The organism is Sessilibacter sp. MAH3 (assembly GCF_054658275.1).
Genome location: NZ_BAAGIE010000021.1, coordinates 60,419 through 83,606 on the forward strand (window position 1 = coordinate 60,419; position 23,188 = coordinate 83,606).

At 44.6% G+C, this 23,188-nt stretch carries 25 protein-coding genes; 15 read left to right on the top strand and 10 right to left on the bottom strand.

Going from position 1 to position 23,188, the window contains the following annotated elements:
* The first annotated feature begins 24 nt into the window (after nucleotides 1-24).
* The 3 genes from ACYQ2C_RS13345 (at nucleotide 25) to trhA (ending at nucleotide 2,432) form a co-directional block, all read left to right on the top strand.
* The gene (locus tag ACYQ2C_RS13345; RefSeq protein WP_460049138.1) at nucleotides 25-1,179 is read left to right on the top strand and encodes a TRAP transporter substrate-binding protein; all 1,155 of its coding nucleotides are present in this window, start codon (nucleotides 25-27) and stop codon (nucleotides 1,177-1,179) included.
* Nucleotides 1,180-1,205: 26 nt separating this feature from the next.
* Complete coding sequence (locus ACYQ2C_RS13350; protein WP_460103252.1) at nucleotides 1,206-1,607, top strand: YybH family protein; 402 nt, start codon at nucleotides 1,206-1,208, stop codon at nucleotides 1,605-1,607.
* A gap of 135 nt (nucleotides 1,608-1,742) precedes the next feature.
* Entirely contained in the window at nucleotides 1,743-2,432 is a 690-nt protein-coding gene (gene trhA, locus ACYQ2C_RS13355; RefSeq protein ID WP_460049136.1) for a PAQR family membrane homeostasis protein TrhA, read from the top strand.
* A gap of 64 nt (nucleotides 2,433-2,496) precedes the next feature.
* Here the strand turns inward: trhA and ACYQ2C_RS13360 are convergent, their stop codons facing one another.
* The 3 genes from ACYQ2C_RS13360 to ACYQ2C_RS13370 all read right to left on the bottom strand — a co-directional run bounded on the left by ACYQ2C_RS13360 (nucleotide 2,497) and on the right by ACYQ2C_RS13370 (nucleotide 4,972).
* Nucleotides 2,497-2,901, bottom strand: coding sequence for an acyl-CoA thioesterase (locus ACYQ2C_RS13360; RefSeq protein WP_460049135.1), 405 nt, complete (start codon nucleotides 2,899-2,901; stop codon nucleotides 2,497-2,499).
* Nucleotides 2,902-3,011: 110 nt separating this feature from the next.
* A complete protein-coding gene (locus tag ACYQ2C_RS13365) occupies nucleotides 3,012-4,388 on the bottom strand; it encodes a TRAP transporter large permease (RefSeq protein WP_460049134.1) in 1,377 nt (458 codons plus the stop codon).
* A 62-nt stretch (nucleotides 4,389-4,450) separates the two neighbouring features.
* Nucleotides 4,451-4,972, bottom strand: coding sequence for a TRAP transporter small permease subunit (locus tag ACYQ2C_RS13370; RefSeq protein ID WP_460103247.1), 522 nt, complete (start codon nucleotides 4,970-4,972; stop codon nucleotides 4,451-4,453).
* Between the two features lie 457 nt (nucleotides 4,973-5,429).
* Between ACYQ2C_RS13370 and ACYQ2C_RS13375 the strand changes: the two genes are divergently transcribed.
* From ACYQ2C_RS13375 to phoU, 5 genes are all read left to right on the top strand, one after another.
* Nucleotides 5,430-6,473: a substrate-binding domain-containing protein gene (locus tag ACYQ2C_RS13375; RefSeq protein ID WP_460103245.1), complete on the top strand. Its 1,044-nt coding sequence runs from the start codon at nucleotides 5,430-5,432 to the stop codon at nucleotides 6,471-6,473.
* A gap of 338 nt (nucleotides 6,474-6,811) precedes the next feature.
* Complete coding sequence (gene pstC, locus ACYQ2C_RS13380; RefSeq protein ID WP_460049131.1) at nucleotides 6,812-8,206, top strand: phosphate ABC transporter permease subunit PstC; 1,395 nt, start codon at nucleotides 6,812-6,814, stop codon at nucleotides 8,204-8,206.
* Nucleotides 8,199-9,482, top strand: coding sequence for a phosphate ABC transporter permease PstA (gene pstA, locus ACYQ2C_RS13385; RefSeq protein WP_460049130.1), 1,284 nt, complete (start codon nucleotides 8,199-8,201; stop codon nucleotides 9,480-9,482). The genes pstC and pstA overlap by 8 nt, the downstream gene beginning before the upstream one ends.
* Nucleotides 9,483-9,549: 67 nt before the next feature.
* Nucleotides 9,550-10,371 carry a phosphate ABC transporter ATP-binding protein PstB gene (pstB, locus tag ACYQ2C_RS13390; RefSeq protein ID WP_460049129.1) on the top strand — a complete coding sequence of 274 codons (822 nt, stop codon included), beginning with the start codon at nucleotides 9,550-9,552 and terminating at the stop codon, nucleotides 10,369-10,371.
* A gap of 17 nt (nucleotides 10,372-10,388) precedes the next feature.
* A complete protein-coding gene (gene phoU, locus ACYQ2C_RS13395; RefSeq protein ID WP_460049128.1) occupies nucleotides 10,389-11,111 on the top strand; it encodes a phosphate signaling complex protein PhoU in 723 nt (240 codons plus the stop codon).
* A 4-nt stretch (nucleotides 11,112-11,115) separates the two neighbouring features.
* On the opposite strand, the gene ACYQ2C_RS13400 is transcribed toward phoU, so the two are convergent.
* Together ACYQ2C_RS13400 and ACYQ2C_RS13405 are read right to left on the bottom strand one after the other, a co-directional pair.
* A complete protein-coding gene (locus ACYQ2C_RS13400) occupies nucleotides 11,116-11,760 on the bottom strand; it encodes a hypothetical protein (RefSeq protein WP_460103242.1) in 645 nt (214 codons plus the stop codon).
* On the bottom strand, nucleotides 11,760-12,857 hold the full coding sequence (locus ACYQ2C_RS13405) for a zinc-binding metallopeptidase family protein (protein WP_460103240.1): 1,098 nt from the start codon (nucleotides 12,855-12,857) through the stop codon (nucleotides 11,760-11,762). The genes ACYQ2C_RS13400 and ACYQ2C_RS13405 overlap by 1 nt, the downstream gene beginning before the upstream one ends.
* A 21-nt stretch (nucleotides 12,858-12,878) precedes the next feature.
* Here ACYQ2C_RS13405 and ACYQ2C_RS13410 point away from each other — a divergent pair, with 21 nt between their 5' ends.
* Together ACYQ2C_RS13410 and ACYQ2C_RS13415 are read left to right on the top strand one after the other, a co-directional pair.
* Nucleotides 12,879-13,079: a CPXCG motif-containing cysteine-rich protein gene (locus ACYQ2C_RS13410; RefSeq protein ID WP_460103238.1), complete on the top strand. Its 201-nt coding sequence runs from the start codon at nucleotides 12,879-12,881 to the stop codon at nucleotides 13,077-13,079.
* A gap of 397 nt (nucleotides 13,080-13,476) precedes the next feature.
* Nucleotides 13,477-14,718 carry a type III PLP-dependent enzyme gene (locus tag ACYQ2C_RS13415; protein WP_460049124.1) on the top strand — a complete coding sequence of 414 codons (1,242 nt, stop codon included), beginning with the start codon at nucleotides 13,477-13,479 and terminating at the stop codon, nucleotides 14,716-14,718.
* Between the two features lie 704 nt (nucleotides 14,719-15,422).
* On the opposite strand, the gene ACYQ2C_RS13420 is transcribed toward ACYQ2C_RS13415, so the two are convergent.
* The 3 genes from ACYQ2C_RS13420 to ACYQ2C_RS13430 all read right to left on the bottom strand — a co-directional run bounded on the left by ACYQ2C_RS13420 (nucleotide 15,423) and on the right by ACYQ2C_RS13430 (nucleotide 18,630).
* Nucleotides 15,423-15,647, bottom strand: a complete 225-nt coding sequence (locus ACYQ2C_RS13420; RefSeq protein WP_460049122.1) for a hypothetical protein — start codon at nucleotides 15,645-15,647, stop codon at nucleotides 15,423-15,425.
* 20 nt (nucleotides 15,648-15,667) lie between these two features.
* A complete protein-coding gene (locus tag ACYQ2C_RS13425; RefSeq protein ID WP_460049121.1) occupies nucleotides 15,668-16,834 on the bottom strand; it encodes a Na/Pi symporter in 1,167 nt (388 codons plus the stop codon).
* Nucleotides 16,835-17,358: 524 nt separating this feature from the next.
* The gene (locus ACYQ2C_RS13430; RefSeq protein ID WP_460103234.1) at nucleotides 17,359-18,630 is read right to left on the bottom strand and encodes a M48 family metalloprotease; all 1,272 of its coding nucleotides are present in this window, start codon (nucleotides 18,628-18,630) and stop codon (nucleotides 17,359-17,361) included.
* Nucleotides 18,631-18,827: 197 nt separating this feature from the next.
* Here ACYQ2C_RS13430 and ACYQ2C_RS13435 point away from each other — a divergent pair, with 197 nt between their 5' ends.
* The 5 genes from ACYQ2C_RS13435 (at nucleotide 18,828) to ACYQ2C_RS13455 (ending at nucleotide 22,270) form a co-directional block, all read left to right on the top strand.
* Entirely contained in the window at nucleotides 18,828-19,301 is a 474-nt protein-coding gene (locus ACYQ2C_RS13435) for a DUF4265 domain-containing protein (protein ID WP_460049117.1), read from the top strand.
* Nucleotides 19,302-19,341: 40 nt separating this feature from the next.
* Nucleotides 19,342-20,118: a peroxide stress protein YaaA gene (gene yaaA / locus ACYQ2C_RS13440; RefSeq protein ID WP_460103230.1), complete on the top strand. Its 777-nt coding sequence runs from the start codon at nucleotides 19,342-19,344 to the stop codon at nucleotides 20,116-20,118.
* Nucleotides 20,119-20,229: 111 nt separating this feature from the next.
* The gene (locus ACYQ2C_RS13445) at nucleotides 20,230-20,823 is read left to right on the top strand and encodes a DUF938 domain-containing protein (RefSeq protein ID WP_460103228.1); all 594 of its coding nucleotides are present in this window, start codon (nucleotides 20,230-20,232) and stop codon (nucleotides 20,821-20,823) included.
* A 65-nt stretch (nucleotides 20,824-20,888) separates the two neighbouring features.
* On the top strand, nucleotides 20,889-21,482 hold the full coding sequence (locus ACYQ2C_RS13450; RefSeq protein WP_460103226.1) for a hypothetical protein: 594 nt from the start codon (nucleotides 20,889-20,891) through the stop codon (nucleotides 21,480-21,482).
* On the top strand, nucleotides 21,482-22,270 hold the full coding sequence (locus ACYQ2C_RS13455; RefSeq protein WP_460103224.1) for a class I SAM-dependent methyltransferase: 789 nt from the start codon (nucleotides 21,482-21,484) through the stop codon (nucleotides 22,268-22,270). The genes ACYQ2C_RS13450 and ACYQ2C_RS13455 overlap by 1 nt, the downstream gene beginning before the upstream one ends.
* A gap of 92 nt (nucleotides 22,271-22,362) precedes the next feature.
* Here ACYQ2C_RS13455 and ACYQ2C_RS13460 read toward each other — a convergent pair whose 3' ends face one another.
* Together ACYQ2C_RS13460 and ACYQ2C_RS13465 are read right to left on the bottom strand one after the other, a co-directional pair.
* The gene (locus ACYQ2C_RS13460; RefSeq protein ID WP_460103221.1) at nucleotides 22,363-22,737 is read right to left on the bottom strand and encodes a hypothetical protein; all 375 of its coding nucleotides are present in this window, start codon (nucleotides 22,735-22,737) and stop codon (nucleotides 22,363-22,365) included.
* A gap of 238 nt (nucleotides 22,738-22,975) precedes the next feature.
* Nucleotides 22,976-23,188: integrase core domain-containing protein (locus ACYQ2C_RS13465; RefSeq protein WP_460103219.1), on the bottom strand; the 213-nt coding region annotated here is incomplete at its 5' end.

A 23,188-nucleotide genomic window follows, 5' to 3' on the forward strand; every position in this document is an offset into this window, starting at 1 on the left:
TGTTATCTCCCTTGAGGAAAAAGAATGTCTAAACCCAGAACGGTGCTGCCCATTGCGGTACTGGTTTTGACTCTGCTATTGGTGCTAGTAAGCACGGCGTTGGTTGCGCAGTACGTAAAACGCGGGTCAACCAAGGTCTACGCCAAATCTGAAACCGCAACCGGTGATCAATTGGTGTATCACTGGAGCATGGTAACCACTTGGCCCAAGAATTTTCCCGGATTGGGAACCGCCGCTAACGAGTTTGCCGAATCCATTACTGAAATGAGTGGCGGGCGCTTACAAATCAAAGTGTATGGTGCAGGCGAGCTTGTACCTGCATTGGGCGTGTTTGATGCGGTCTCTAATGGCACTGCGCAAATGGGCCACGGCGCGTCTTATTATTGGAAAGGCAAAATGCCAGCGTCGGTATTTTTTACGACCGTGCCCTTTGGCATGAATGCCCAAGAGATGAACGCGTGGATTACCGAAGGCGGTGGCTGGGAATTGTGGCGCGAGCTTTATGAACCGTTCAATCTGTTGCCTTTTCCGGCCGGAAATACCGGCGTGCAAATGGCGGGATGGTACAACAAAGAAATCAACACCATCGACGACATTAAAGGTTTGAAGATGCGTATTCCGGGCCTTGGTGGCGAGGTTTGGAATCGCGCCGGTGGTGTTGCGGTGACCATTCCCGGCGGTGAACTGTATACCTCGCTACAAACCGGCGTGATCGACGCGACCGAATGGGTTGGCCCTTACAACGATTTGGTGATGGGTTTTTATCAGGTCGCGAAATATTATTATTATCCGGGTTGGCACGAGCCGGGGCCAACGCTTGAGTTACTTGTCAATCGCGATGCATACGAGTCATTGCCCGAAGACTTGCAAAAGATGGTCTATCGCGCGGCGATTGTTTCTAATCAGCTAACCCTTGATCAGTACACCAGTCGCAACAATGCGGCATTAAAAGAATTGGTCGAAAAACACGGCGTGCAACTGCGCGAGCTGCCCAAAGATGTGCTCTTAGCGCTGCGCAAATCGGCGTTTGAGGTGTACGATGAGTTAGCGGCAAAAGATCCGCAGTTTGCCCGAGTGTACAAAGCTTACGAAGAGTTTCGACATCAAGCAGAGGCCTACCACGAAATCTCTGAGCAGGCGTGGTACAAAGCCCGAGAAAGTTTTCCAAAGGCGCAGTAGTCGCCTATTTATTGACGAGGATTAGCATGGAGCACGAAGAACAAGCCATCCAAAATATTTTGCAAGAATGGGCCACCTGTACGCGTTTGAGTATGGATGATCAGATTCTTAGGCATCATCGTGATGACTTGGTTATGTTCGATGTATTACCGCCGCTCAAGTACGAAGGCGTAGAGGCTTACCGTCAAAGTTGGGATGATTGGCATCTCGACAATCCGCAGTCGATGGTGTTTGATTTTATCGAGTTGAGCATCAAGGCGCGTGAACACATAGCCTATGCCTTTGGTATTATTCGTTGCGGTGGCGTTTTAGAAAACGGCCAAAGCTTTGAGAACCTGGTGCGAGCCACTTTCGCGTTGGAGAAAACCGACAACCGCTGGCAGGTCGTGCATCAGCACATGTCTATGCCGCTGGTTGGCCAGGGTTAAGCTTTGCTCAGCCATCAAAATCTGCGGTTACAACCAATTACTCAGACACTATTCAGCTGCTACTCTTTAAACTAACAGCAGCAAGTAAAAATCCAAAGAATTAAGATGATCGCCCAAAAGGTTAGTACTCATTTTATGAACGACAGTATACACATGCCGGATGCGAACCTGCCGGTAAAAGTTGAAGACAAAAAAGGTCGCGCGCGCAGTCTCGCCGAAGAGTTGGTCAACGCCATCAGTCATGGTGTTGGTGCCGTGGTAAGTGTATCGGCGGTGACGCTCTTGATTGTAATGGCAAGCATCGAAGCCGACGCTTGGACGATTGTGGCTGTATCCATCTACGGCGCGAGCCTGTTTTTGATGTTTTTGGCGTCCACCATGTACCACAGCATTCCCTTTGCTGGCCCGAAAAAGGTCCTGCGGCTGTTCGATCACAGCGCTATTTATCTGCTGATTGCCGGAACCTACACGCCATTTTTGGTGGTTAGTCTTGGCGGTGTATTGGGTTGGTCGTTTTTCATCGTGGTTTGGTCATTGGCCATTACTGGCATTACCTTAAAACTGGTGCGCCGTGGTCAGTACCACAAGATTCACGTCATCAATTACGTAGTAATGGGCTGGATTGGTATTATTGCCGCTCCGGTACTAATGGATAAGCTTTCGCCAATGACCATTGATCTGGTTTTGGCTGGGGGCATTGTTTATACCGTAGGTGTGATCTTTTATGCGCTCGATAGACTTCCCTTTGCGCATTCCATTTGGCATTTATTTGTGTTGGGCGGCAGTTGCTGCCATTACATAGCCATCTACAACGATATGATTTAAAAAAACGCCCTTCGGGGCGTTTTTGTGTCTGGCTTATATTTCTCGATTTTCTCGATAGGGCGATTTATTTGTCGATGGGACGAGTGCGACCGTTGGCATCTATGGCAACGAAGACAAACTCACCTTCGGTGACTTTCATCAACTCCAGAGATTGCGGCGCCTTTAACCAGACCTCTACCAATGCCTTAATGGAAGAGCGCCCTACTTCTAAGGTTTCTACGTAGCAGCGAATCTGCGATCCCACCGGTACCGGCCGCAAGAAGGCCATACTGCCTACGGCGACGGTGGTAACTCTTCCGCCAGCAATTTCTTGGGCAACCATGGAGCCGCCAATATCCATTTGCGACAGCAACCAACCAGCGTAGACATCGCCACTGGCGTTGGTGGAACCGGGCATGGCGACGGTTTGTAAAGCTAGCTCACCGTTAGGTAACGGTGTTTCGTCGAGTTCATTATAAGAATGGCTCATGGGTATCTCTAATTATTGTTTATTGATTATTGAAGACGAAACAAGTGTCAGCATAAATACTGCCACATTATCGCCGACTTCCTTGTTGTGATGTTCACTCCTTTGAATACTCAGTGGCTAAGGCTCAATTGCGGTAGAGCCTGTATGGGCCAGGTGACAATGTTAGGCCAAATACTAAGCACCAAAAGCAACAACAATTGGATCACAATGAAGGGTACCACTCCAGAATAGATGTCGGAGGTATTTACAGAATTGGGTGCTACGCCACGTAAATAAAACAGTGCGAAACCAAACGGTGGCGTTAAAAACGAAGTCTGTAAATTGATAGCGATCATAATGCCAAGCCACACTGGATCTGCGCCAAGGGTAATTAACACCGGCGCTACCAGTGGCACCACCACAAAGGTGATCTCAATAAAGTCTAAGATAAAGCCCAATAAGAAAATCACCAGCATTACGATCAAAGTGGCAGCAAATAACCCACCGGGTAGTTGACTAAAGCCGTGATTGATCAGCTCTTCGCCGCCAAATCCACGAAACACCAGTGAGAAAATTGACGCGCCCAGCAAAATCGTAAAAACCATGGTAGTTACGCGCGTGGTCGCAAGGCCGATCTCTTTTACGGTCGCAAGATTCAGTTGGCGCTTGGCAAGGGCCAATATCACCGAGCCCAACGCGCCTATTCCGGCGGCTTCGGTGGGAGTGGCTGCACCAAAAATGATCGAACCAAGCACAATGCTGATTAATAAAATTGGTGGGATTAACGCGAACCACAAACTGATGTCTGGCTCGTCTTCTGAGTTTTTTATTGCCGGTTGCTTAGTTTTGCGGCCAGCCCAAAGTACGTAAATACCGTAGGCGAAAACCAACATAAGTCCGGGGATAACGGCGCCGATAAACAAATCGCCTACCGATACCGGGGTTGGGTTAAATACGCCATTATTAATTTGCGCTTGCTGATTGGCGGTAGAGAGAATATCGCCAAGTAATACTAAGGCAATGGACGGTGGAATGATTTGCCCCAAAGTACCGGTCGCACAGATGGTGCCGGTTGCCAAGCTCTTGCTGTAACCCTGCTTGAGCATCGTCGGTAACGACATCAAACCCATGGTCACTACGGTGGCACCAACGATACCCGTGGATGCCGCCAATAGCGCACCAACGGCGACAACCGATAAACCCAGTCCCGCCGGTAGAAAACCCAATAATCGCGCCATGCTTTTTAGCAAGTCTTCGGCGATGCGGCTTTTTTCAAGCACGATGCCCATAAAGATGAACAGCGGTACCGCGACGAGGGTTGAATTACTCATGGTGCCAAAAAAACGATCGGGAATAGCGGCCAAGAGACTTGGCTCAAAAACGCCGAAAACAATACCAAAACCGGCGAAAATCAGCGAAGCGCCCGCTAAGGTAAAGGCAACAGGATAGCCAAGCATCAGTGCCAAGCAGACGCAAACAAATAGCAAAATGGGAATAAATTCAATCAACGGCGAGCTAACCTAAAATTGCGCAAATGGAAGTTGTGTAAGATTCGTTGTGCTTTGGGCGGCTATTTTCCACGGATGCGCTCGATTGGACGATCAATAATTGTCAGCGCGTTTGCTAAGACCTCGGCCAGGCATTGCAATAACAACAGTGATGCCGACAACACAATCAAGCTCTTTAATAAGAATAAAGCCGGTATTCCGTCGGGTTCGATAGAGGTCTCTTTGATGGCCCAACTGCGTGCGGCGTAGTCCCAACCGTAAATAATCATCACCAAAACTAATGGCAGTAAAAAGACCAGAGCGCCCAGTGCGTTGATCCAGGCTTGCGTGTTTGGACTAAAGCGGCGGTAAAAGATATCTACTCGAACGTGAGAGTCGGTTTTTAGCGCATAGGCGATAGCCAGCATAAAAAGACTGGCGTGTAGATAAGTTACCGATTCTTGCAAGGCCACCGAGCCGACTCCAAATCCATAGCGCATGACAACGATAGCCACGGTAATAATCACCATAAATGGAATGGCGAAAGAACAAATCAGGCCAGTGAGTTTTGCAATCTGATCAAGCCAGTGGATGGCGTATTTCATGAGTTCTCAAATCTTTTGCGTACGGAGAATAATCGTGGAGAAAGTTCGTTAATTTATTGTAATTATTCTAAGTAATTAATAAGAAAAAGCCGTTGTTCTTAAACCTGAAAAACCGGTTCTGACAAAAAAATATACGAATAAACAGATTAATTGCTAGACACCAGTCTTATATTCATTTTTCCCTATACGTGCAAAAATTTTTATAAATAAAATGAAAATATGTCGTCGTTTAAACAAAATTGTCGCATACAGTCGTTAGACTGTGGCGCTAGCTCTATCTTATCAGCAACAAATACTCGAATTTGGTCTAAATTTATTTTTTTTTACACGAAAAATCGACCTAATTTGCCCGCTGTAATATTTCTTACACATTTTTGAAATAAATTTGCCACGGAATTTTATGCGCTGCTGAACTTTCAAAGCGGCTGCTGTGAAGTGTTATCTCTAGGAGTTACCTGTGAAAAAAGTACTGCTTTCAACCCTACTGCTAGCGACATGCTCTGGCGTGGCAAATACTGCGCTAGCAGCGCGTGATTATATTGAGATTGTTGGTTCGTCGACTGTTTATCCGTTCTCGACCGTAGTTGCCGAGCGATTCGGTCGTGCAACCAGCTTTAAAACCCCAAAAATTGAAGCTACTGGTTCCGGCGGCGGCTTAAAATTGTTCTGTCAGGGCGTGGGTGTTAACTACCCAGACATCGCCAATGCTTCGCGCAAAATAAAAGACAGCGAATTCAAGCAATGCCAAGCTAATGGTGTTAAAGACATCGTTGAAGTCTTGATTGGTTATGATGGCATTGTGCTTGGCAATTCTGCCGAAGCCGAGCCGCTAAACATCACTCGCAAGCAATTGTTCTTGGCGTTGGCGAAAAAAACCCCCGACGAAGCCAATCCTGGTAAGTTAATCGATAACCCTTATGTTAACTGGAGCGATATCGACGCTAAGTTGCCTGAGTCTAAAATTGAAGTTTTAGGCCCACCGCCAACTTCAGGTACTCGCGACGCGTTTGTTGAGTTGGTTATGGAAGCCGGTTGTTCAAGCTACAGCTGGATTAAAGATCTTGAGAAAACTCACAAAGATCAATTCAAATCGATTTGTCACACAGTGCGTGAAGACGGTTCTTATATTGAGGCCGGTGAGAACGATAACCTTATTGTTCAAAAGTTAGACGCAAATAAATCCGCCTACGGTATTTTTGGTTTTAGCTTCCTAGATCAAAACGCCGACATTATTCACGGTGCGTTTATCGACGGTTCACAACCCACTTTTGATGCTATTGCTGAAGGTACCTACCCAGTTTCGCGCCCGCTTTATTTCTACGTGAAAAAAGAGCACATCAACTTTATTCCAGGTATTGCTGAGTATTTAAGTGAGTTCACCAGCAGCAAGGCATGGGGTGAAGAAGGTTATTTAGCCGAAAAAGGCATGATTCCGCTCAGCGAAGAAGAGCGTAAATCCATTAAGGCTCGGGTAGAAAATCTAGAAAGCTTGGCGATGTAATCTAAGCTTGGGTATCGGCTAGATAATAGCCGGCACTGGTTTAGAACAGATAAAGCCCAGCGCTAAGGCCTGGGCTTTATTTTTGTTTTGCGCCATTTTTCTTTATAGTCGCGCCTGGTTTTTACGGTGCGCCTTTAAACAAGAGTAATTGGCTGAGAAAATCGGTGAAATAAAGCAATTATTTCGCAAAATTAAGCCACTATCGAACACGTTGTTCAGTTTATATCTCAAGGAAGAATGCAACCAATAACACAAGTTGCATCCTAAATTGCCGCTGAATTTTAGGTGATACCGCCACATTTGTGACGATAAGAAAGACGTTGTCTAGTTGAGGACGCATGAGTTTATCCACGCTTATTTTGGTTCTAGCGATTTTGTGCTTTGGGGTGTTTGTAGTATCCCGGCAAAGATCACTGAGCTTAGCCCGAGCTATTGGCGGTCAGGCCCAGCTGAATTCTCTACCGATGTACTACGGAATGATGGCAGCAATTTGGTGTTTATTTCCGGCGTTATTGGTGATTTTTGTTTGGACGATTTTCGACGGTTACTTGATCGAAACCATGGTGATTCAATCACTGCCAGAGTCTGAGCGACAAATTTCAGCGGCCGAACTCGGCCTTTTGATCAACTCCGTTGAGAATCTGGCTTCCAACCCATCGGCCCTTACGGGCAATGAAACACCGGTGATGATTGACGCGGCGAATCGTTTAGCGGATTTAAACCGCATCAGTGATTGGTCAAAGGCCGTTGTGGTGTTGTTGGTTGCCATGATTTTTGGCGCCGGTGCTTGGTTGAAGGTCCACCCCGAGCTGCGCGCCCGTAATTTCGTTGAAAAGATTTTCCGCAGCCTCTTATTGGCGTCTTCAAGTCTCGCAATTTTAGTGACCGTAGGCATTGTGCTGTCGGTGTTATTCGAGAGTTTACGCTTCTTCCAAGTTATTCCTGTCACCGACTTTGTCTTTGGCCTGCACTGGAGCCCACAAACGGCGATCCACGCCGACCAAGTGGGTGGCTCTGGTTCTTTTGGTGCTGTGCCTTTATTTGCCGGTACCTTGTTAATTTCCGCCATTGCTATGTTGGTTGCGGTGCCATCGGGTTTGATGGCAGCAATTTATTTATCGGAATACGCCGACCGCCGCGTGCGCGCCATTATCAAACCCGTTCTTGAGGTTTTAGCCGGTATTCCAACGGTTGTGTACGGCTTTTTTGCCGCCTTAACCGTAGCGCCTGCGCTGCGTGATTTTTTAGAAAGTATCGGTATTGCTGGTGCTTCATCCGAAAGCGCGTTGGCTGCGGGTGCGGTGATGGGGGTGATGATCATTCCGATGGTGTCTTCGTTATCGGACGATGTGATCAACGCGGTACCCAATTCGCTGCGCGATGGTTCCTATGGTCTTGGCGCAACCAAGTCTGAAACCATCAAGAAGGTCGTTATTCCCGCAGCATTGCCCGGCATTGTTGGCGGCATCTTACTGGCGGTGAGCCGCGCCATCGGTGAAACCATGATCGTGGTGATGGCGGCGGGACTTGCTGCAAATCTGACCGCTAACCCGCTAGAGTCGGTTACCACTGTTACCGTGCAAATCGTAACCTTGTTGGTGGGCGATCAAGAGTTTGATAGCCCTAAAACCTTGGCGGCGTTTGCACTGGGTTTGGTGTTGTTCTTGGTGACCTTAACTCTGAACTTTATCGCCTTACACGTTGTGAAAAAATATCGAGAGCAATATGAGTAAGTCTACTTCCAGCACCATCGAGCTGGTCAATAAGAACCTCAAAAAACGTTATCGCGCAGAAAAACGCTTTCGAGCCTACGGCATATTGTCTATTGGCTTTGGTTTGTTGTGCTTAGTGGTTTTGTTTACCGACATCATTGGTAAAGGTCATGGGGCTTTTACCGCGCACTACGTGCAAATTGAAGTAACTCTAAATGCGAGTACTCTCGACATTCGCGATGCTACCGATCCAGAGCAGCTGGCCCTTGCCGATTATCAAGGCGTGGTCAAAGAGGCTTTGAGAACACGTTTCCCCGAGGTTACCGGTCGTTCCGATCGCCGCTCTTTGTACGCTTTGGTTAGTAACAGTGCTGGATTTGCCGTACAAGATATTCTCAAAGCCGATCCGACCAAGCTCGGCAGTACCGTTAGTTTGTGGGTGCTGGTGGATGACGACGTCGATACCTACGCGAAAAGCCGTGATGATGCTGAGCCATTTATTGGTCGCTTGAGTGAGAAACAAATTGAGTGGGTTGAGACCCTTATAGCCTCTGGCGAAATCAAATCGCGCTTCAACCGCATACTGTTTACCAACGGTGATTCACGCGAGCCAGAAATGGCCGGCATTCGCGGTGCTCTGTTGGGTTCACTGTATACCTTATTGGTAACTCTAGTGTTGTCGTTCCCCATTGGTGTTGCCGCAGCCATGTATCTTGAAGAGTACGCGCCTAAAAATCGCTTTACCGATTTTATCGAAGTGAACATCAACAACCTGGCGGCTGTACCATCGATTATTTTCGGCTTGCTGGGTTTGGCGATTTTCATCAATTTCTTTGAGATGCCGCGCTCCTTGCCCTTGGTGGGTGGTTTGGTGTTAACGCTGATGACCTTGCCGACCATTATTATTTCCAGCCGAGCTGCCATTAAGTCGGTACCGCCCTCGATTCGCCAAGCGGCCTACGGTCTTGGCGCGTCAAAAATGCAGGTGATTTTGCATCACGTATTGCCCTTGGCTATGCCCGGCATGCTTACCGGCGCCATCATTGGTATGGCGCAAGCCTTGGGTGAAACCGCACCGCTGTTAATGATTGGTATGGTCGCATTTATCGTCGATTTACCAGGCTCAATTACCGATCCGGCAACGGTACTGCCGGTACAAATTTATCTTTGGTCAGACAGCCCAGAGCGCGCCTTTACGGAGCGAACTTCCGGCGCCATTATGGTGTTGTTAGGCTTTTTGATTTTAATGAACACCGTAGCGGTGTTGTTACGACGCAAGCTTGAGCGTCGTTGGTAATACATTCGTCTAAAACCGAGCGCAGCATTGCAGTCTCGGCAATAAGATTTAAAAAGGTTAACGGAACATGACAACAACCTCTGGAATTCAAGACGTACCGGTTAATGGTACCGTGGGCGAACCTTTTGTAGACTCGGCGAAGCTGAGCATGCGCAACGTCAATGTGTTTTACGGCGAAAAACAAGCGATTTTTGACGTCAGCCTCGATATTGGCTCCAACGAAGTTATCGCCATGATTGGTCCCTCGGGTTGTGGCAAGTCGACATTTTTAAGATGTTTAAACCGCATGAACGACACAATCGAAGGTTGTCGAGTTGTAGGCAGTCTAAACTTAGAGGGTGAGGATATTTACGGTGCGAAATTGGATGTGGTACCGTTAAGAGCGCGCGTCGGTATTGTGTTCCAAAAACCCAACCCATTTCCAAAGTCGATCTACGAAAACGTCGCTTACGGAGCTAAGATTCACGGCCTAGTGTCTAAGCGCACCGAGCTCGATGAAATTGTTGAAACCAGTTTACAAAAAGCTGGCCTTTGGAACGAAGTAAAAGATCGACTCGATGCTCCGGGAACAGGACTTTCTGGAGGTCAGCAACAGCGTTTGTGTATCGCGCGAACAATCGCGGTGAGTCCCGAAGTTATTCTTATGGACGAACCCTGCTCTGCGCTTGATCCAATCGCTACGGCAAAAATTGAAGAACTCATTGCGGAACTGAGCGAAAACTACACCATTGCCATCGTAACCCACTCCATGCAGCAAGCGGCGCGGGTTTCGAATCGAACGGCGTACTTTCACCTTGGTAAGCTTATTGAAGTGAATGAGACAGAAAAAGTATTTACTAACCCAGACCATCAGCTGACCGAAGCTTACATTACCGGTCGTTTTGGTTAACTTACGGAGCTACCTCCATGGATAAGCTACATCTCGACCAGCATATTTCTCGTCAGTACAACTCAGATCTTGAGGACCTGCGTACCGAGTTATTGGAAATGGGCGGGATAGTACAAGAGCAGGTTCGCGATGGTATTTCTTCCATCAGCAATGCCGATTCGGATTTGGCGCGTAAGGTTATTACCGTTGAAGACGAAGTTGACGCCCGCGAAATGGCTCTCGACGAACATTGCACGCTCGTATTGGCGCGACGTCAGCCTGCCGCTTCTGATTTACGCATGGTTTTGGCGGTTTCCAAAATCACTCGTGACCTTGAACGTATGGGCGATGAAGCCGAAAAAGTTGCCCAAATGGCACTTGCTTTGGTTGAAGAAGGTCAACGTTCTCAAGGTTATGTTGAGCTGCGCCATATTGCTCATGGCGTACTGCACATGGTTGATGAAATGCTTAACGCATTTGCGCGTTTTGACGTTGATGCAGCTCTTGCGGTTGTGCGCGAAGACAACGATGTTGATCGTGAGTACAAGTCAGCAATGCGTGAGCTAATGACCTGCATGATGGAAGATCCGCATTCTATCAATCGTATTTTAAACGTTATGTGGGCGTTGCGTTCACTTGAGCGCATTGGCGATCACGCCAGAAATATCGCCGAGCACATTATTTATTTAGTGAAAGGTTTGGATGTTCGACACACCAGCGTTTCTGAGATGGAACGTCAGGTCAGCAGTCGCTCTAAATAAATTCTCAAATCGAGCGCAAAAGCTCTTCTTTGATACCGGCGGGCATTCCCCAAGAGTACTTGCCGGTAAGCTCCTCACAAAAAAGCTTCCATTGGTCTTTTTGATTCAATTTACCTTTGTACTGCTCTAGCAGACGGTAAATTTCGTCTACATTGTGGTATTGCGGCCACAGTTTGCGCGCTTTATCGAAAGCAGTAATGGCGGAATCTATATCTCTATTTAGTAGGGCGTCAAAGCCACGTTTTTCTTCAATTTGGGCTTGGTTGTGTTGATCGATCTTATCGAATTTCTCAGGCTCGGTAGTCTGGCTGCGCATGGCGGTAAGGTCAGAATTCACATTAACACTGATCTTATCGAGCTCTTGGGTCAGCCAATCGATGTTAGCTTCTTGAAGCTGGGGCTGGCGAACCAACAACTCGCGTTTTAAATCGGAAATTTGTTGTTCGTGCACGTGTGAAAAGTTGTTGATCTGCTGGCCAATTTGCACACCAAACACATCAATTTCTCGCGACGACAAGATGCTTAAAACCCTATCGCCATACACCAAAAAGAACACCAGCGTCACAATCGGCCAAATTGAGGTTTTCAGAAAATCCAAGATCAGTCGGGCGACTTCCACGCAGTTATTCTTCTCGGTGATTGATTGCATTAATCTGGCGTAGCGGTACTCGATTTATTCTTGATCAGCTGATGGATAAAGTCGAGTTTTTTAAAGACCGATTGGTTTAGTACAAAGGGGTAAACATCCGACTGCCCTAGGCTGCGGTTCAAAGAATTTACCGCAAGAGTAATGGGAATGTAGTTGTCATAGAGCTCTTGGAAGTTTTCACTGCTATAGGCATCGGCAGAGGCGCCATCGCGCAAAGAATAGGTGGTCTTTGGCAATTCGGCATTATTAGGTCGTATCTGTATGCCAAAATGCAGAGCTGTGTCTACCGTATCAATTAAATGAAAATAATGCGCCCAGGTTTCTGCCCAATCTTCCCATGGGTGCGAAGACGCGTACTCAGAAATAAAATCCATACGCCAATTTGGATTGGGGTTTTGATAGTGGCTTGCCAAAGCTTGTTGATAGTCTTGTCTGTCATCGCCGAAAAGCTTGCGAAATTCCTGCAACCAATGAGCGTCGTTTGCGACCAAATGATCCCAATAATAGTGACCGATTTCATGGCGAAAGTGGCCCAGCAGCGTACGATACTTTTCACCCAAGTCGATGCGAGTTTGCTCTCTTTCGCTGGGATTTGCCTCGTCGGTTGTAATCGTAATTTGGCCTTGGGAGTGGCCTATGGTATTGGTCGCATTTTGGGGAATATTTTGTTGCTGGTCGATAAAGTCAAAGCGTAAGCCTTGTTGTTGGCCGTCTTTTTTAGCCACCACCGGAAGACCAAAGCGAATCAAACTGTACATCAACCGTTTTTTGGCCTGTTCCAATTCGGCCCACTGGACACTGGCGTCAGCGTCACCGGTGTTTGGAACGTATCGATTTAGCGCGCAGGCCCGACAATACAAATCTGTGTCTAAACTGGCTTTGGGTAAAAGCCAGTTGCAAACGTGTAACGCACGGTTTGCACAAGCGCGATAGGGGTTGGATTTTTTATCCAGCAGCGTTTGTGTTTCGTGAACTCGGGTCAGACTAATCATCTGTAATTGGTCACTGTCAAAACCCAATGCCGCACCACAAGATTCGCATTGGCTATTATCAAAGAAGACGGCTTGATTACAGTGTTGGCAAATAAACGTATTCATAAAGAAATGAGGTAGTTGATTGTGAGCTGTTTACCTGATGAAGAAATTCTGTGCCCCTATTGCGGGGAGCCACAGACGGTTACCGTCGACTTCAGTGAAGGCGACTGCGATTACATTGAAGATTGTCAGATTTGCTGCCGTCCGATCGATTTTCATTTAGTGGTCGACGATGACGGTGGTTATCAGCTGCAAATTAAATCTGAAAATGAAAGCGGTTTCTAAATTAGACAGGCATAAAACCATAAATAATATACTGCTATGATGAATGTGAATATTCATTAATGAAACATTTTTTAACATAAAAATAACTAAAAACGCCTAAAAAAAAGATTGTGATTTCCACTAATTAATTTATTATTCGCGCTCTTCTTGATGATAGCCAATCCAAGTACAGCGCTCCTAGAAATAGGACTGATAGCGACAAGGCAGAAGAGCAACTATCCAAGAGTGAATTAATTGTTGTCGGCGTTGCTGATGACACTTTTTTTGCCTTTTTATTTGCTTTTTGCCCTTGCACTTGGTTTGCGCACATCCATATTCTGGTTCCTACCTTAATATTGTGACGTCCTGCCGATAGCATTTCTATTGCAAAAAGCGCTAATGCATTTTGAGGATGGCCATGTCACTTTGTTCTGTTGATTCAAACGTTGAGTATTCAAAAATTCCTGCATTCGCCCAAACTCAAAAAGGCGAAATCAAGGGTTTGTCTGACGCTGATATTCCACAATTAGTTGCCGAGCACGGTTCGCCTTTGTTGGTTTTAGACTGTGACTCAGTTCGTACGCAATACGAAGCATTAAGCAAAGCATTACCAAATGTAACCTTGCACTATGCATTAAAACCATTACCTCACCCAGCAGTTGTTGCGACGCTTCGCGACATCGGTGCTAGCTTTGATTTAGCGACCAACGGTGAAGTTGAATTGGTTGAAGGTTTAGGCATTGATCCAGAAAAATGCATCCACACTCACCCAATTAAACGTGATGGCGACATCCGGCGGGCCTTAGAATATGGCTGCTACGTGTTTGTGGTCGATAATCTAAACGAGCTTGAAAAATTTATCGCTTACCGCGATCAAGCAGAAATTTTAATTCGTTTGAGTTTCAGAAATCCAAATGCTTACTCAGATTTATCGAAAAAATTTGGTTGTTCTCCAACACAAGCGATCGATTTATTAGTAAAAGCGCAAGAGTTTGGTATTCGTGTGAAAGGTTTGTCTTTCCACGTTGGTTCACAAACTCTAGATTCGCAAAAATACGTTGATGCAATTTTAGAAAGCGCGCGCGTAATTCGCAAAGCGGCAAAAATGGGTTTGCCAGCGCTTTCTACTTTGGATATTGGCGGTGGTTTCCCAGTACCTTACAACGAATCTGTGCCAGCAATTGATGACTTCTGTGCACCTATTCGCGAAGCTTTAGATGTATTGCCAGACACTGTTCAAGTCATTGCAGAACCTGGACGTTTTATTGTTGCTGGTGCAATGACTGGTGTTGCCTCTGTAATGGGTAAAGCATTACGCGATGGCAAAATGTGGTACTACTTGGACGATGGTCTTTACGGCTCGTTCAGTGGTATTACCTTCGATCACGGTGACTACCCAATTTCTGCACCTTTTAACCAAGGTCAAGAAGAAGTATGTGTATTGGCAGGCCCAACTTGCGACAGCATTGATGTTATTTCTGAAAACATCAGCTTGCCAGAATTGAACAACGGTGACTTTATTGTTAGCCGCATGATGGGTGCTTACACCTCAGCTACGGCAACAGAATTTAACTTCTTCCCGAAAGCAAAAATTCACGTTATGAATGAATTTGCGGTTGCTGAAGAATCTGTAAAAATGACAAAAAGACACCGTGCTTAAGATTTACCGCTAAATAGCAGTTATTAATTTCCAGTCATATAAGTGACGGCTTTTGGGGCTCCTAAAATAGGAGCCCTTTTTTATGCGCCCTGAAAAGTTAAACTGCCAACCGTTTAGCTCGCCTTGTTTAAAAACACCCCCGCAAACCATTTTATTATTGAAAGAGTTTTACGAGAAAATTCCGATGTATTTGAAATATTCGATAAGGCTTAATACGGCTGCCTCTATCGATGATGCACGCTAGCGAAATGGTTAAACAATTCAAAATGGTATTTTTTATAGGAAACTCTGATTAACCTAGAGTTTCTCGCGACACAAGGATGTGTCGCCAATTTCAAGAACGGTAAGTGGTTGAAATTGTGAAGAAATTGGAAATCGCATTTTCAATTTCTGTCCTCTGATTAAATCATGGATGAGTTAATCAGAGGTTCCTATATTGTATTCATCGGTGAATTGCAGAGAGCTGTGCAATGGTTCTGAAAGATAATTTTGTACAAATAATTCATTAAACAAATTATTCGATATCGAAAAAAATTAAACATGCGAATGCACGGTGGAAAATGTTTACGGTTTTTATTGAGAAGTATTAAGGTGGGAAGTGTTAAAGCCGTAAAACAGACTATTAAGAACTGTTTTACGGTTGATGTTTCATACAAATTGCATGAAGTTACAGGCGGGTGTACTTACCGATGATATTTACCGGCCTAGGCAAATACCTTGCGAATTTCGTTCACTAATAATTGGCCAACATTTTGTAAATGAGAAGTGTGGTGGTCAACTTCTTCTAAATACATTTCTAGGTGATCAATCGCCTCGTGTTGTTCTTGCTGTTCTAACTGCTCCAGCTTTTGGTTTAATTCCTTTAACGTTGCTTCAAGGTTTTGAATTCTTTCTTGCAGCTCTTGCTTTTGCGATTGTATAGAGTCCATTGCATCGACCTTTATTTTGTTTATCCGCCAACAAGTTTGCTGCCAATAATTAAAATTGCCGGAATAACTATAAATACTGTCAAAATGTAAACAGCGATATACAGTCTATTTTTTACGGCCAAGGCAGCAAGCCAGTTAGCACAGTTTAACGGTACTTCGCGCAGCATAGGTATGCCGTAGATCAGAACTACGCCGATTAAATTGTAAAACAAGTGCACAAGCGCGATTTCCATCGCAAAAACAGCATTAGCACCGGTCACTGCGGTAGCCGCTAATAAACCGGTAATACAGGTTCCAATATTTGCCCCAAGAGTAAAAGGATAAATCTGACGTAAAGAAAACACGCCAGAACCGGCCAGAGGGACGATAAGGCTGGTGGTTGTAGAAGAAGACTGAACCAACACTGTCATTAATGTGCCCGAAAAAATTCCGGTTACTGGGCCGCGACCAACGGCGGAGTGCAACACTTCTTTAGCGCGACCAACCATCAATACTTTCAGTAATTTTCCAATGTAGGTAATTGACGCAAAAATCAAGACCACACCAAGAATAATCGTGATCACACCGGCAAAAGTTGATGATAGAGGTGAAAGAATATCTTTAAGCAGATGAACCGGTGGCCCGACCAGCATTTTCATAAAATTAAGGCCGCTCATTGATACCGATTCGCTACCCACTAACATTTTGGCAAAAAAAGCACCTATGTGATCTAAAAGACCAAACATGATTTCAAGCGGTAAAAAAATCAGCACGCACAAAACATTAAAGAAGTCGTGCACGGTTGCAGCTGCAAAGGCGCGTCGGAACTCTTCACCTTGTTTGATGTGGCCAAGGCTGACAATAGTATTGGTGATAGTTGTGCCGATGTTGGCGCCCATTACCATAGGAATGGCGACGCTGACGGGCATGCCACCGGCAACCAAACCCACAATAATGGATGTTACGGTACTGGACGACTGAATTAACGCGGTAGTGATCGTACCGATAACCAAGCCAGTGATTGGGTTGCTGGCGAATTCAAATAATTCTTTTGCACTGGTACCGGCTGCTTGCTTAAAACCGCCACCAATTAATGAAACTGCGACTAACAATAAGTAAACGAGAGCTGCCACCAACAACCAGTTTTGCCAGTTACGTTGGGTATACTCAGTTTGGGGTAATGACGTGGCGGAGGTATTGATTGTCATAAAATGAGATCTTTTTGAGAGATTTACGAAGTAAAACGCCTACCTCCGCTATTTTGTGTCGTTTTTGTGACAGATTTATGACGAGACTCAAAAGAAACGGGAGAATCTGTAAATTTTTCTCCAATATCGATCTTTTATTGTTTATGAGTACCAAAGTGGTGCGTTTTCTTTCAAAGTTGAGTTTTCCAGTAAACTTTATTTTACAAAATGAGCGGTAAAAACTGCCGTAAAAGTACGGCAGGGTTAGTTTTTGGTTTGCTAAATAACATAAATGATATGTTTTACTGCCCGAAGATTTCAGACCGTAAAAAAGATTTTGGCGAGGAGTCATCGAATTTCTGTGTTGCACTTTGGTGCAAAAAATCTCGAACTGAGCTGTGCTACCCAGTGCTCGCAATTGTGCTCTTGAGCTCTGAATATATACCGAGGGCGCAACTGAGGTTTAAAAAAGTAACTCCGCCCAAGGTGAGCAGAGTTACCGGTGACCGTTAAAAATGAACGCAGAAATTTGCCGAAAAGTAAGACTAATTTCCGAGTTGTTCTAGCTGACGAGTGGCTGCTTGTCCTAACTCTCCGCCAACCTGCTGAACCGCAGTAAAGTTTTGGCGAGCTTCGACAATGTTACCTAAATTGGCGTTGCTCAGACCTAAGTAATAGGTCGCGTAAGCCGTTGGCAACCATTGATTACTTTGTAGCAGGTCAGACCGGGCCGCGGCGTATTCTTTTTGATCAACAGAAATAATGCCTCGGTACAGATAGGGCGCAAAGTATTCGTTATTTAAACTAATCGCTTTATTAAACGATGTTTTCGCTGCGGCTTCGTTTTTCAATTCGGTTTGTAACTGGCCTTTGGTTGTCCAGAACAAAGCTTCTTTAGGTTGTTTCGCAATGGCTTGTTCAACTTTTGCTAAGGCGCCTTGATAATCTTTAGCGCCCGCGAGTTTTAATGCCTCGGTGTGTAAATCGTAGGCGGGTTTATCTTTACGAATTTGGGCCATAGCGCGATCAAAGGCTGCTTTGTTGCGGGTACCGTCAGACATGCTACGTGCCTTTTCTAAGTTAGCGGCAACACGCTTTTGTGACGGTGGGTGACTTTGAAAAAAAGCTTGTAAGGCGCTGGTGTTTTGACCTTCTGAGAGCTTCACAAAGGTCTGTTGCAATTCAACCGCACCCATCGGCTCGTATCCAACACGCCCCATGTAATCCATGCCATAGCGGTCGGCTTCGAGCTCTTGGCCTTGGCCATATTGGGCCGTAAAAGCCGATGCACCCAAAGCCACGCCTTGCTGAGTTAAGGCGCCATAACCATAGCTCTCACCTACTGCCTGAATTAAAGAACCTAAACCACCGAGAATGGTTGATTGGCTTTGCTGAGTGGCACCGTGTCTGGCTGCGGCGTGAACAATTTCGTGGCCCAAAACCGCTGCGAGCTGCGACTCATCTTCTAATTCGTAAAGCAGGCCACGGTTGATAGCAATCTTGCCACCCGGCAACGCCCAAGCGTTTGGCACATCGTTATTTAACACTACGAATTCGTAAGGCAAGTCTGGTCGATCACTAACGCGCGCCAGTTTTTGACCCACCGAAGAAATATACGCGTTGAGATTTGGGTCAACGGTGTATTCGCCACCCTGGCTTTGTTGGCTGGGAACATACTGTTGCTCGCCGATGGCAATCTCATCAGCACGAGACAACAAACTAAATTGGCTTTGTCCTGTGACAGGGTTCGTGGTACAGCCATGCAGTGCTGGCAACACCGCTATCATACCAATAGCAATACGTTTGGATAATTTCACAAGAACTTCCTCTTACTATGAATTTACGCACTGAATAATATATTGAGTAATAAAATCGGCTTAAGCTGCCGTTTAATCCATTCGGGTTGCACCTATCGACTGCAAAATAGGTCGTTTGTGCCCTGCACCCGGAGTGCCGTTATAATAACGCCAAACACCGTCTATAACCCAAGATAACGAAACATTGGCCAAATAAAATGCAAGCTCTGCAAGTAATAGAAATGTACGCCGGAACACGTCCCGACGGCGAAACCGTGGTTGAAAAGCTGCGTGTAACCATTAACGATGACGACAGCTGCCAACTAGTGACATCGCCTGCGTTTGTGCAAGGGCTGGCTAGAGGCGACACCATCAAACGCGATGGCGACTCTTTTGAGCTGGTCAAGCGCTCGGGCAATTTATGCATTCGTGTTTATGCTGAAAATGCCGAACGATTTGCCGAAGAATTAACCTCTGGTATCGAGAAGCTCGGTGGTGAACTGGATATCGAGTCACCACGACTGTTGGTGTACAGCATTCACGTGTCTTGTGGCTTTAATGCCATAGAAGACATACTGAATAAATACATTGGCGAGCATTCCGGTAGTGTTTGGCGTTACGGCAATGTCTACAGTCCAGAAGATGGCACAACGCCACTCAATTGGTGGAATGAAATTTTAAAGCCGGAGTAAATCCGCTTTATTTTGCAACAAACAAGACAATGGCTTTGATATGTTAATGGTAATTTCGCCAGCAAAAACGCTGGACTATGAAACCGCACCGGTCACCAAAACGGCAACCCAACCGAGTTTTCTTGATGACAGCGAAGTGTTAATCGAAGACCTCCGTAAACTTGCGCCTCAAGATATTTCAAACTTAATGAGCATTAGCGACAAGCTAGGCGTTTTAAACTTTGATCGCTTTCAAGCGTGGTCGCAGCCTTTCGATAAAACCAACGCCAAACAGGCCGTGCTGGCGTTTAAAGGCGATGTATACACAGGCTTAGAAGCCGAAACCTTTGGTAAAGAAGAATTTAGTTTTGCGCAAAAACATCTGCGAATCTTATCGGGCTTATACGGTGTATTGCGCCCACTCGATTTAATGCAAGCCTACCGACTTGAAATGGGCACCAAATTCGAAAACCAACGCGGCAAAAACCTCTACGAATTTTGGGGCGATAAAGTCACCGAGGCGCTTAACGAACAACTGAAAACCCTTAAAAGCCAAACACTGGTTAACCTCGCCTCTAACGAATACTTTAAAGTAGTCAATAAAAAAGTGCTGAATGCCGACATTATTACCCCAACCTTTAAAGACTTAAAAAATGGCGAGTATAAAATTATCAGCTTTTACGCCAAAAAAGCTCGTGGCTTAATGAGCGCTTGGGCCATACGCCACAGCATTACCCAAGCACAAGATTTAAAAGGCTTTGATAGCAACGGCTACGTTTATAACGAAAGCCTAAGCAAAGGCAACACCTGGGTATTTACGCGAGATGTTGCGCAATAACAGGTCTTATTTATTTGATTATAGGAAACTCTAGATTAATCAGAGTTTCCTATAAAAATATGTATATTAATTTTGGGTAAACATCAAAAACCCAATTAAGCGAGGTAATTTGTGTCAACAGAAAAACCAATTTCTAACGCCAGCATTAATAACCGTGAACCGATTTTTAATCATCTTCAACGATTATTAACCGAAACGAAAAACCTCTTAGAAATTGGCTCTGGCACCGGCCAGCACGCGGTTTATTTTGCCGGAGAATTACCGCATCTGCGTTGGCACACCTCAGATCTTGCCGTAAATCATCCCGGCATTAACTTATGGCTCGATGAATACACCGGTAACAATATCGAACGCCCTTTTGAGCTAGACGTAAACGGCGGCTGGCCCGAATTAACGGTTGATGCCATCTACACCGCTAACACCCTTCACATAATGAGCTTTGACTCGGTAAAACAATTCTTTGCAGGTCTGCCCAAGGTACTTAGCGACAGCGCCCAACTGATCATCTACGGCCCGTTTAAATACAACGGCGAATTCACCACACCCAGCAACGCCAAATTTGATTTATGGCTCAAAGACCAAAACCCCGTTAGCGGCATCCGCGATATCGAAGCCATACAAGAACTCGCTGCAAAAATTGGCCTCACGCTCAAAGAAGATAATGCCATGCCTGCGAATAATCAGTTGCTGGTTTTCAGCTTGTAGTTATAGTTATAAACGTCAATATTAACGTGATCGAAAATATCCCTAACTCAAGAGCACGTAACCTTATGGAAATAGATAGTAGTAATCTAGTCGATCATATTTCTTGGATAATTGCGGCAATAGCTTTATTTGTTTCTGTCTTTAGTGTCTGGTTATCGTTAAAAATAAGTAGAGAGGCTTCAAAATCTCAATTACTTGACCAGCAATATGATGCCTTTAATGAGCTTGCTGCGTTAAGGTTGGATAACTGGATGTTAAACCATATGTTTGAAATTCCAGAAAATTATGAGCATATTAGAATCTCGGTACGGTCAGCTGTGGGGCCGACTACAAGCTTTCAGAGGGAAGAGTACCACCTAAAAGAGCGTGCTATTGCTATGTGTATATTTCAGATATATGAACATACATATTACCAGTATATGTATGCACTAGAGACAAGATCTAAAGGAAGAGCAGAGTTTTTAGAAGAGGTTTTGTCATACTTCTCTAATAGACTATTACAAAATCCTAGATTACTTTTTTACTGGCATGAAAAGGGTGGGAATCTTTCTGTGTATTTCGAACGAGGTACGATTGAGTACTATCAGCGGTCTGTGTTTAAATCTATGGATGAAGCTGTATTTGATATGGATTTGATAGGACCTTTTGGAGCGGAATAATGCAAAAGCAAAGAAAGTGGCTTATAGAGAACGAAGGAAAGCTTACCGATATCCAACGGGAATCATATTGGAAAAATACCCATCTCAATGAAAATTACGAGACTGTTTGGAGTATGACCGATGACCATAAGGTAAGAGAAAAATTGATTAGAGAAATAGAAATCTTTGAAAATAGTAAAATATTAATCCCTGGATGTGGTTCGAGAGTTACTTTACAAAATCAGATAGCAATGATGGTAGATGAGGTTGAAGAAATACTGTGCACCGATTTTGCCGATGTTATAGACAAAGCAAAATTAAATGATAATCACATTAAAATAAAATATGACGTTAGAAACTCTCAGAAACTAGGTTTTCGGGATGAGTGGGATATTATAATTGTTGTTAACTCAATACTTTCTGAAAATGACGAGGAAAATCGAAACATATTGGAATCGTGCTTTGAATCACTAAAACCCGGAGGATTTCTTGTTGGTATGTTTCCTACAATATTTGCAACTTTGGATATGGGTTATTTAGAAGAGAATAGCGAGTTTTTAAATAGAGTGGATGCCGTTAAGAGTTCATATCGTGAAGATAAACAAGGTTTGTGGCAAATATTTTATACCCCGTTGAGATTGCGTAGAATAATGCTAGAGTCTGGCTTTGATCTAAAAAAAATGGAAATATTTTTTTGTGATTCTGAATACTTTATAGAGCACTCAAGGGAGTACTATGGAATTCAAGATCCAGATATGGTGATTTACGAATTGTTTATTTCAGCACAGAAACCTTTGATCGAAGTATAAATCAAAAGATTAGTTAATAAAGGGTTCTCTGATTAACTCGATTCTGATTTAATCAGAGTCTTCTAGATTAAAAATAATTCGATAGTGTTGATTTATTTGTTCATTAATTTGTGTTTTTCGTTATTAATTTTTATTAACTTGCCAAATTTCTTACAGAACCACTTTACAGCTTCGGGTGAAATATCTATTGCGTTTTCGTTATATTCGGCTGTTTCCTCGTCGTACCAAGTTATGTTATATCTACCCACGGCTTGCATAAATAAATTTTTGTTAAGTAGTCTATTAAAAACTTCTCCTGCATCTGGCGATGAAATTATTGGCAAAAAATCCAGATTGTAAATCGATACGTTTAACTTTTCCTCAAACCAAATTTGAAGGATGTACTCATCGATATATTCAACTTTCAGTATGCCTTTTTCAATAATTACGTTATTGGAGCTTAGGTAAGCCTCTAGTTCATTCCACATATATTTTCTCATCCTACTATACGCACTGGAATTCGTCTCTGAGCATTATTCCATTGAATAAATAAATCAGATTCATGCACCTCAACCCATGCTTCAATTAATCGTTTCAGTTTGTTGGGAAGTTGCTTTACTGGCTGAAGCCATTGTCTTGTCTTGATGTCTATTCTGTAACTACTAACATCTTGCTGGTATTTTGTAGTGGTCAATTATTTTCATACCACCCTGTAGGAGGTTTTTATCATTTAAATGCTTTCTCAACTTCAGCTGGTGTTGCGTAGTTGTTGTAGCTGTGTCCGCGTATAAAATTGTAGTATCGTATAAATGCAAATACATCAGTTGTTGCTTGGTTTACTGATTCGTAGCCAATTTCCGGTATCCATTCTGTTTTTAATGTTCGAAAAACTCGCTCCATTGGAGCGTTGTCCCAACAATTTCCTCGCCGACTTAAGCT

Excerpts from the sequence above, each read along its gene's own strand:
- ACYQ2C_RS13345 (WP_460049138.1), top strand. The coding sequence starts at position 25 with ATGTCTAAACCCAGAACGGTGCTGCCCATTGCGGTACTGGTTTTGACT.
- ACYQ2C_RS13350 (WP_460103252.1), top strand. The coding sequence starts at position 1,206 with ATGGAGCACGAAGAACAAGCCATCCAAAATATTTTGCAAGAATGGGCC.
- trhA (WP_460049136.1), top strand. The coding sequence starts at position 1,743 with ATGAACGACAGTATACACATGCCGGATGCGAACCTGCCGGTAAAAGTT.
- ACYQ2C_RS13360 (WP_460049135.1), bottom strand. The coding sequence starts at position 2,901 with ATGAGCCATTCTTATAATGAACTCGACGAAACACCGTTACCTAACGGT.
- ACYQ2C_RS13370 (WP_460103247.1), bottom strand. The coding sequence starts at position 4,972 with ATGAAATACGCCATCCACTGGCTTGATCAGATTGCAAAACTCACTGGC.
- pstC (WP_460049131.1), top strand. The coding sequence starts at position 6,812 with ATGAGTTTATCCACGCTTATTTTGGTTCTAGCGATTTTGTGCTTTGGG.
- pstA (WP_460049130.1), top strand. The coding sequence starts at position 8,199 with ATGAGTAAGTCTACTTCCAGCACCATCGAGCTGGTCAATAAGAACCTC.
- pstB (WP_460049129.1), top strand. The coding sequence starts at position 9,550 with ATGACAACAACCTCTGGAATTCAAGACGTACCGGTTAATGGTACCGTG.
- phoU (WP_460049128.1), top strand. The coding sequence starts at position 10,389 with ATGGATAAGCTACATCTCGACCAGCATATTTCTCGTCAGTACAACTCA.
- ACYQ2C_RS13400 (WP_460103242.1), bottom strand. The coding sequence starts at position 11,760 with ATGCAATCAATCACCGAGAAGAATAACTGCGTGGAAGTCGCCCGACTG.
- ACYQ2C_RS13405 (WP_460103240.1), bottom strand. The coding sequence starts at position 12,857 with ATGAATACGTTTATTTGCCAACACTGTAATCAAGCCGTCTTCTTTGAT.
- ACYQ2C_RS13415 (WP_460049124.1), top strand. The coding sequence starts at position 13,477 with ATGTCACTTTGTTCTGTTGATTCAAACGTTGAGTATTCAAAAATTCCT.
- ACYQ2C_RS13420 (WP_460049122.1), bottom strand. The coding sequence starts at position 15,647 with ATGGACTCTATACAATCGCAAAAGCAAGAGCTGCAAGAAAGAATTCAA.
- ACYQ2C_RS13425 (WP_460049121.1), bottom strand. The coding sequence starts at position 16,834 with ATGACAATCAATACCTCCGCCACGTCATTACCCCAAACTGAGTATACC.
- ACYQ2C_RS13435 (WP_460049117.1), top strand. The coding sequence starts at position 18,828 with ATGCAAGCTCTGCAAGTAATAGAAATGTACGCCGGAACACGTCCCGAC.
- yaaA (WP_460103230.1), top strand. The coding sequence starts at position 19,342 with ATGTTAATGGTAATTTCGCCAGCAAAAACGCTGGACTATGAAACCGCA.
- ACYQ2C_RS13450 (WP_460103226.1), top strand. The coding sequence starts at position 20,889 with ATGGAAATAGATAGTAGTAATCTAGTCGATCATATTTCTTGGATAATT.
- ACYQ2C_RS13455 (WP_460103224.1), top strand. The coding sequence starts at position 21,482 with ATGCAAAAGCAAAGAAAGTGGCTTATAGAGAACGAAGGAAAGCTTACC.
- ACYQ2C_RS13460 (WP_460103221.1), bottom strand. The coding sequence starts at position 22,737 with ATGTGGAATGAACTAGAGGCTTACCTAAGCTCCAATAACGTAATTATT.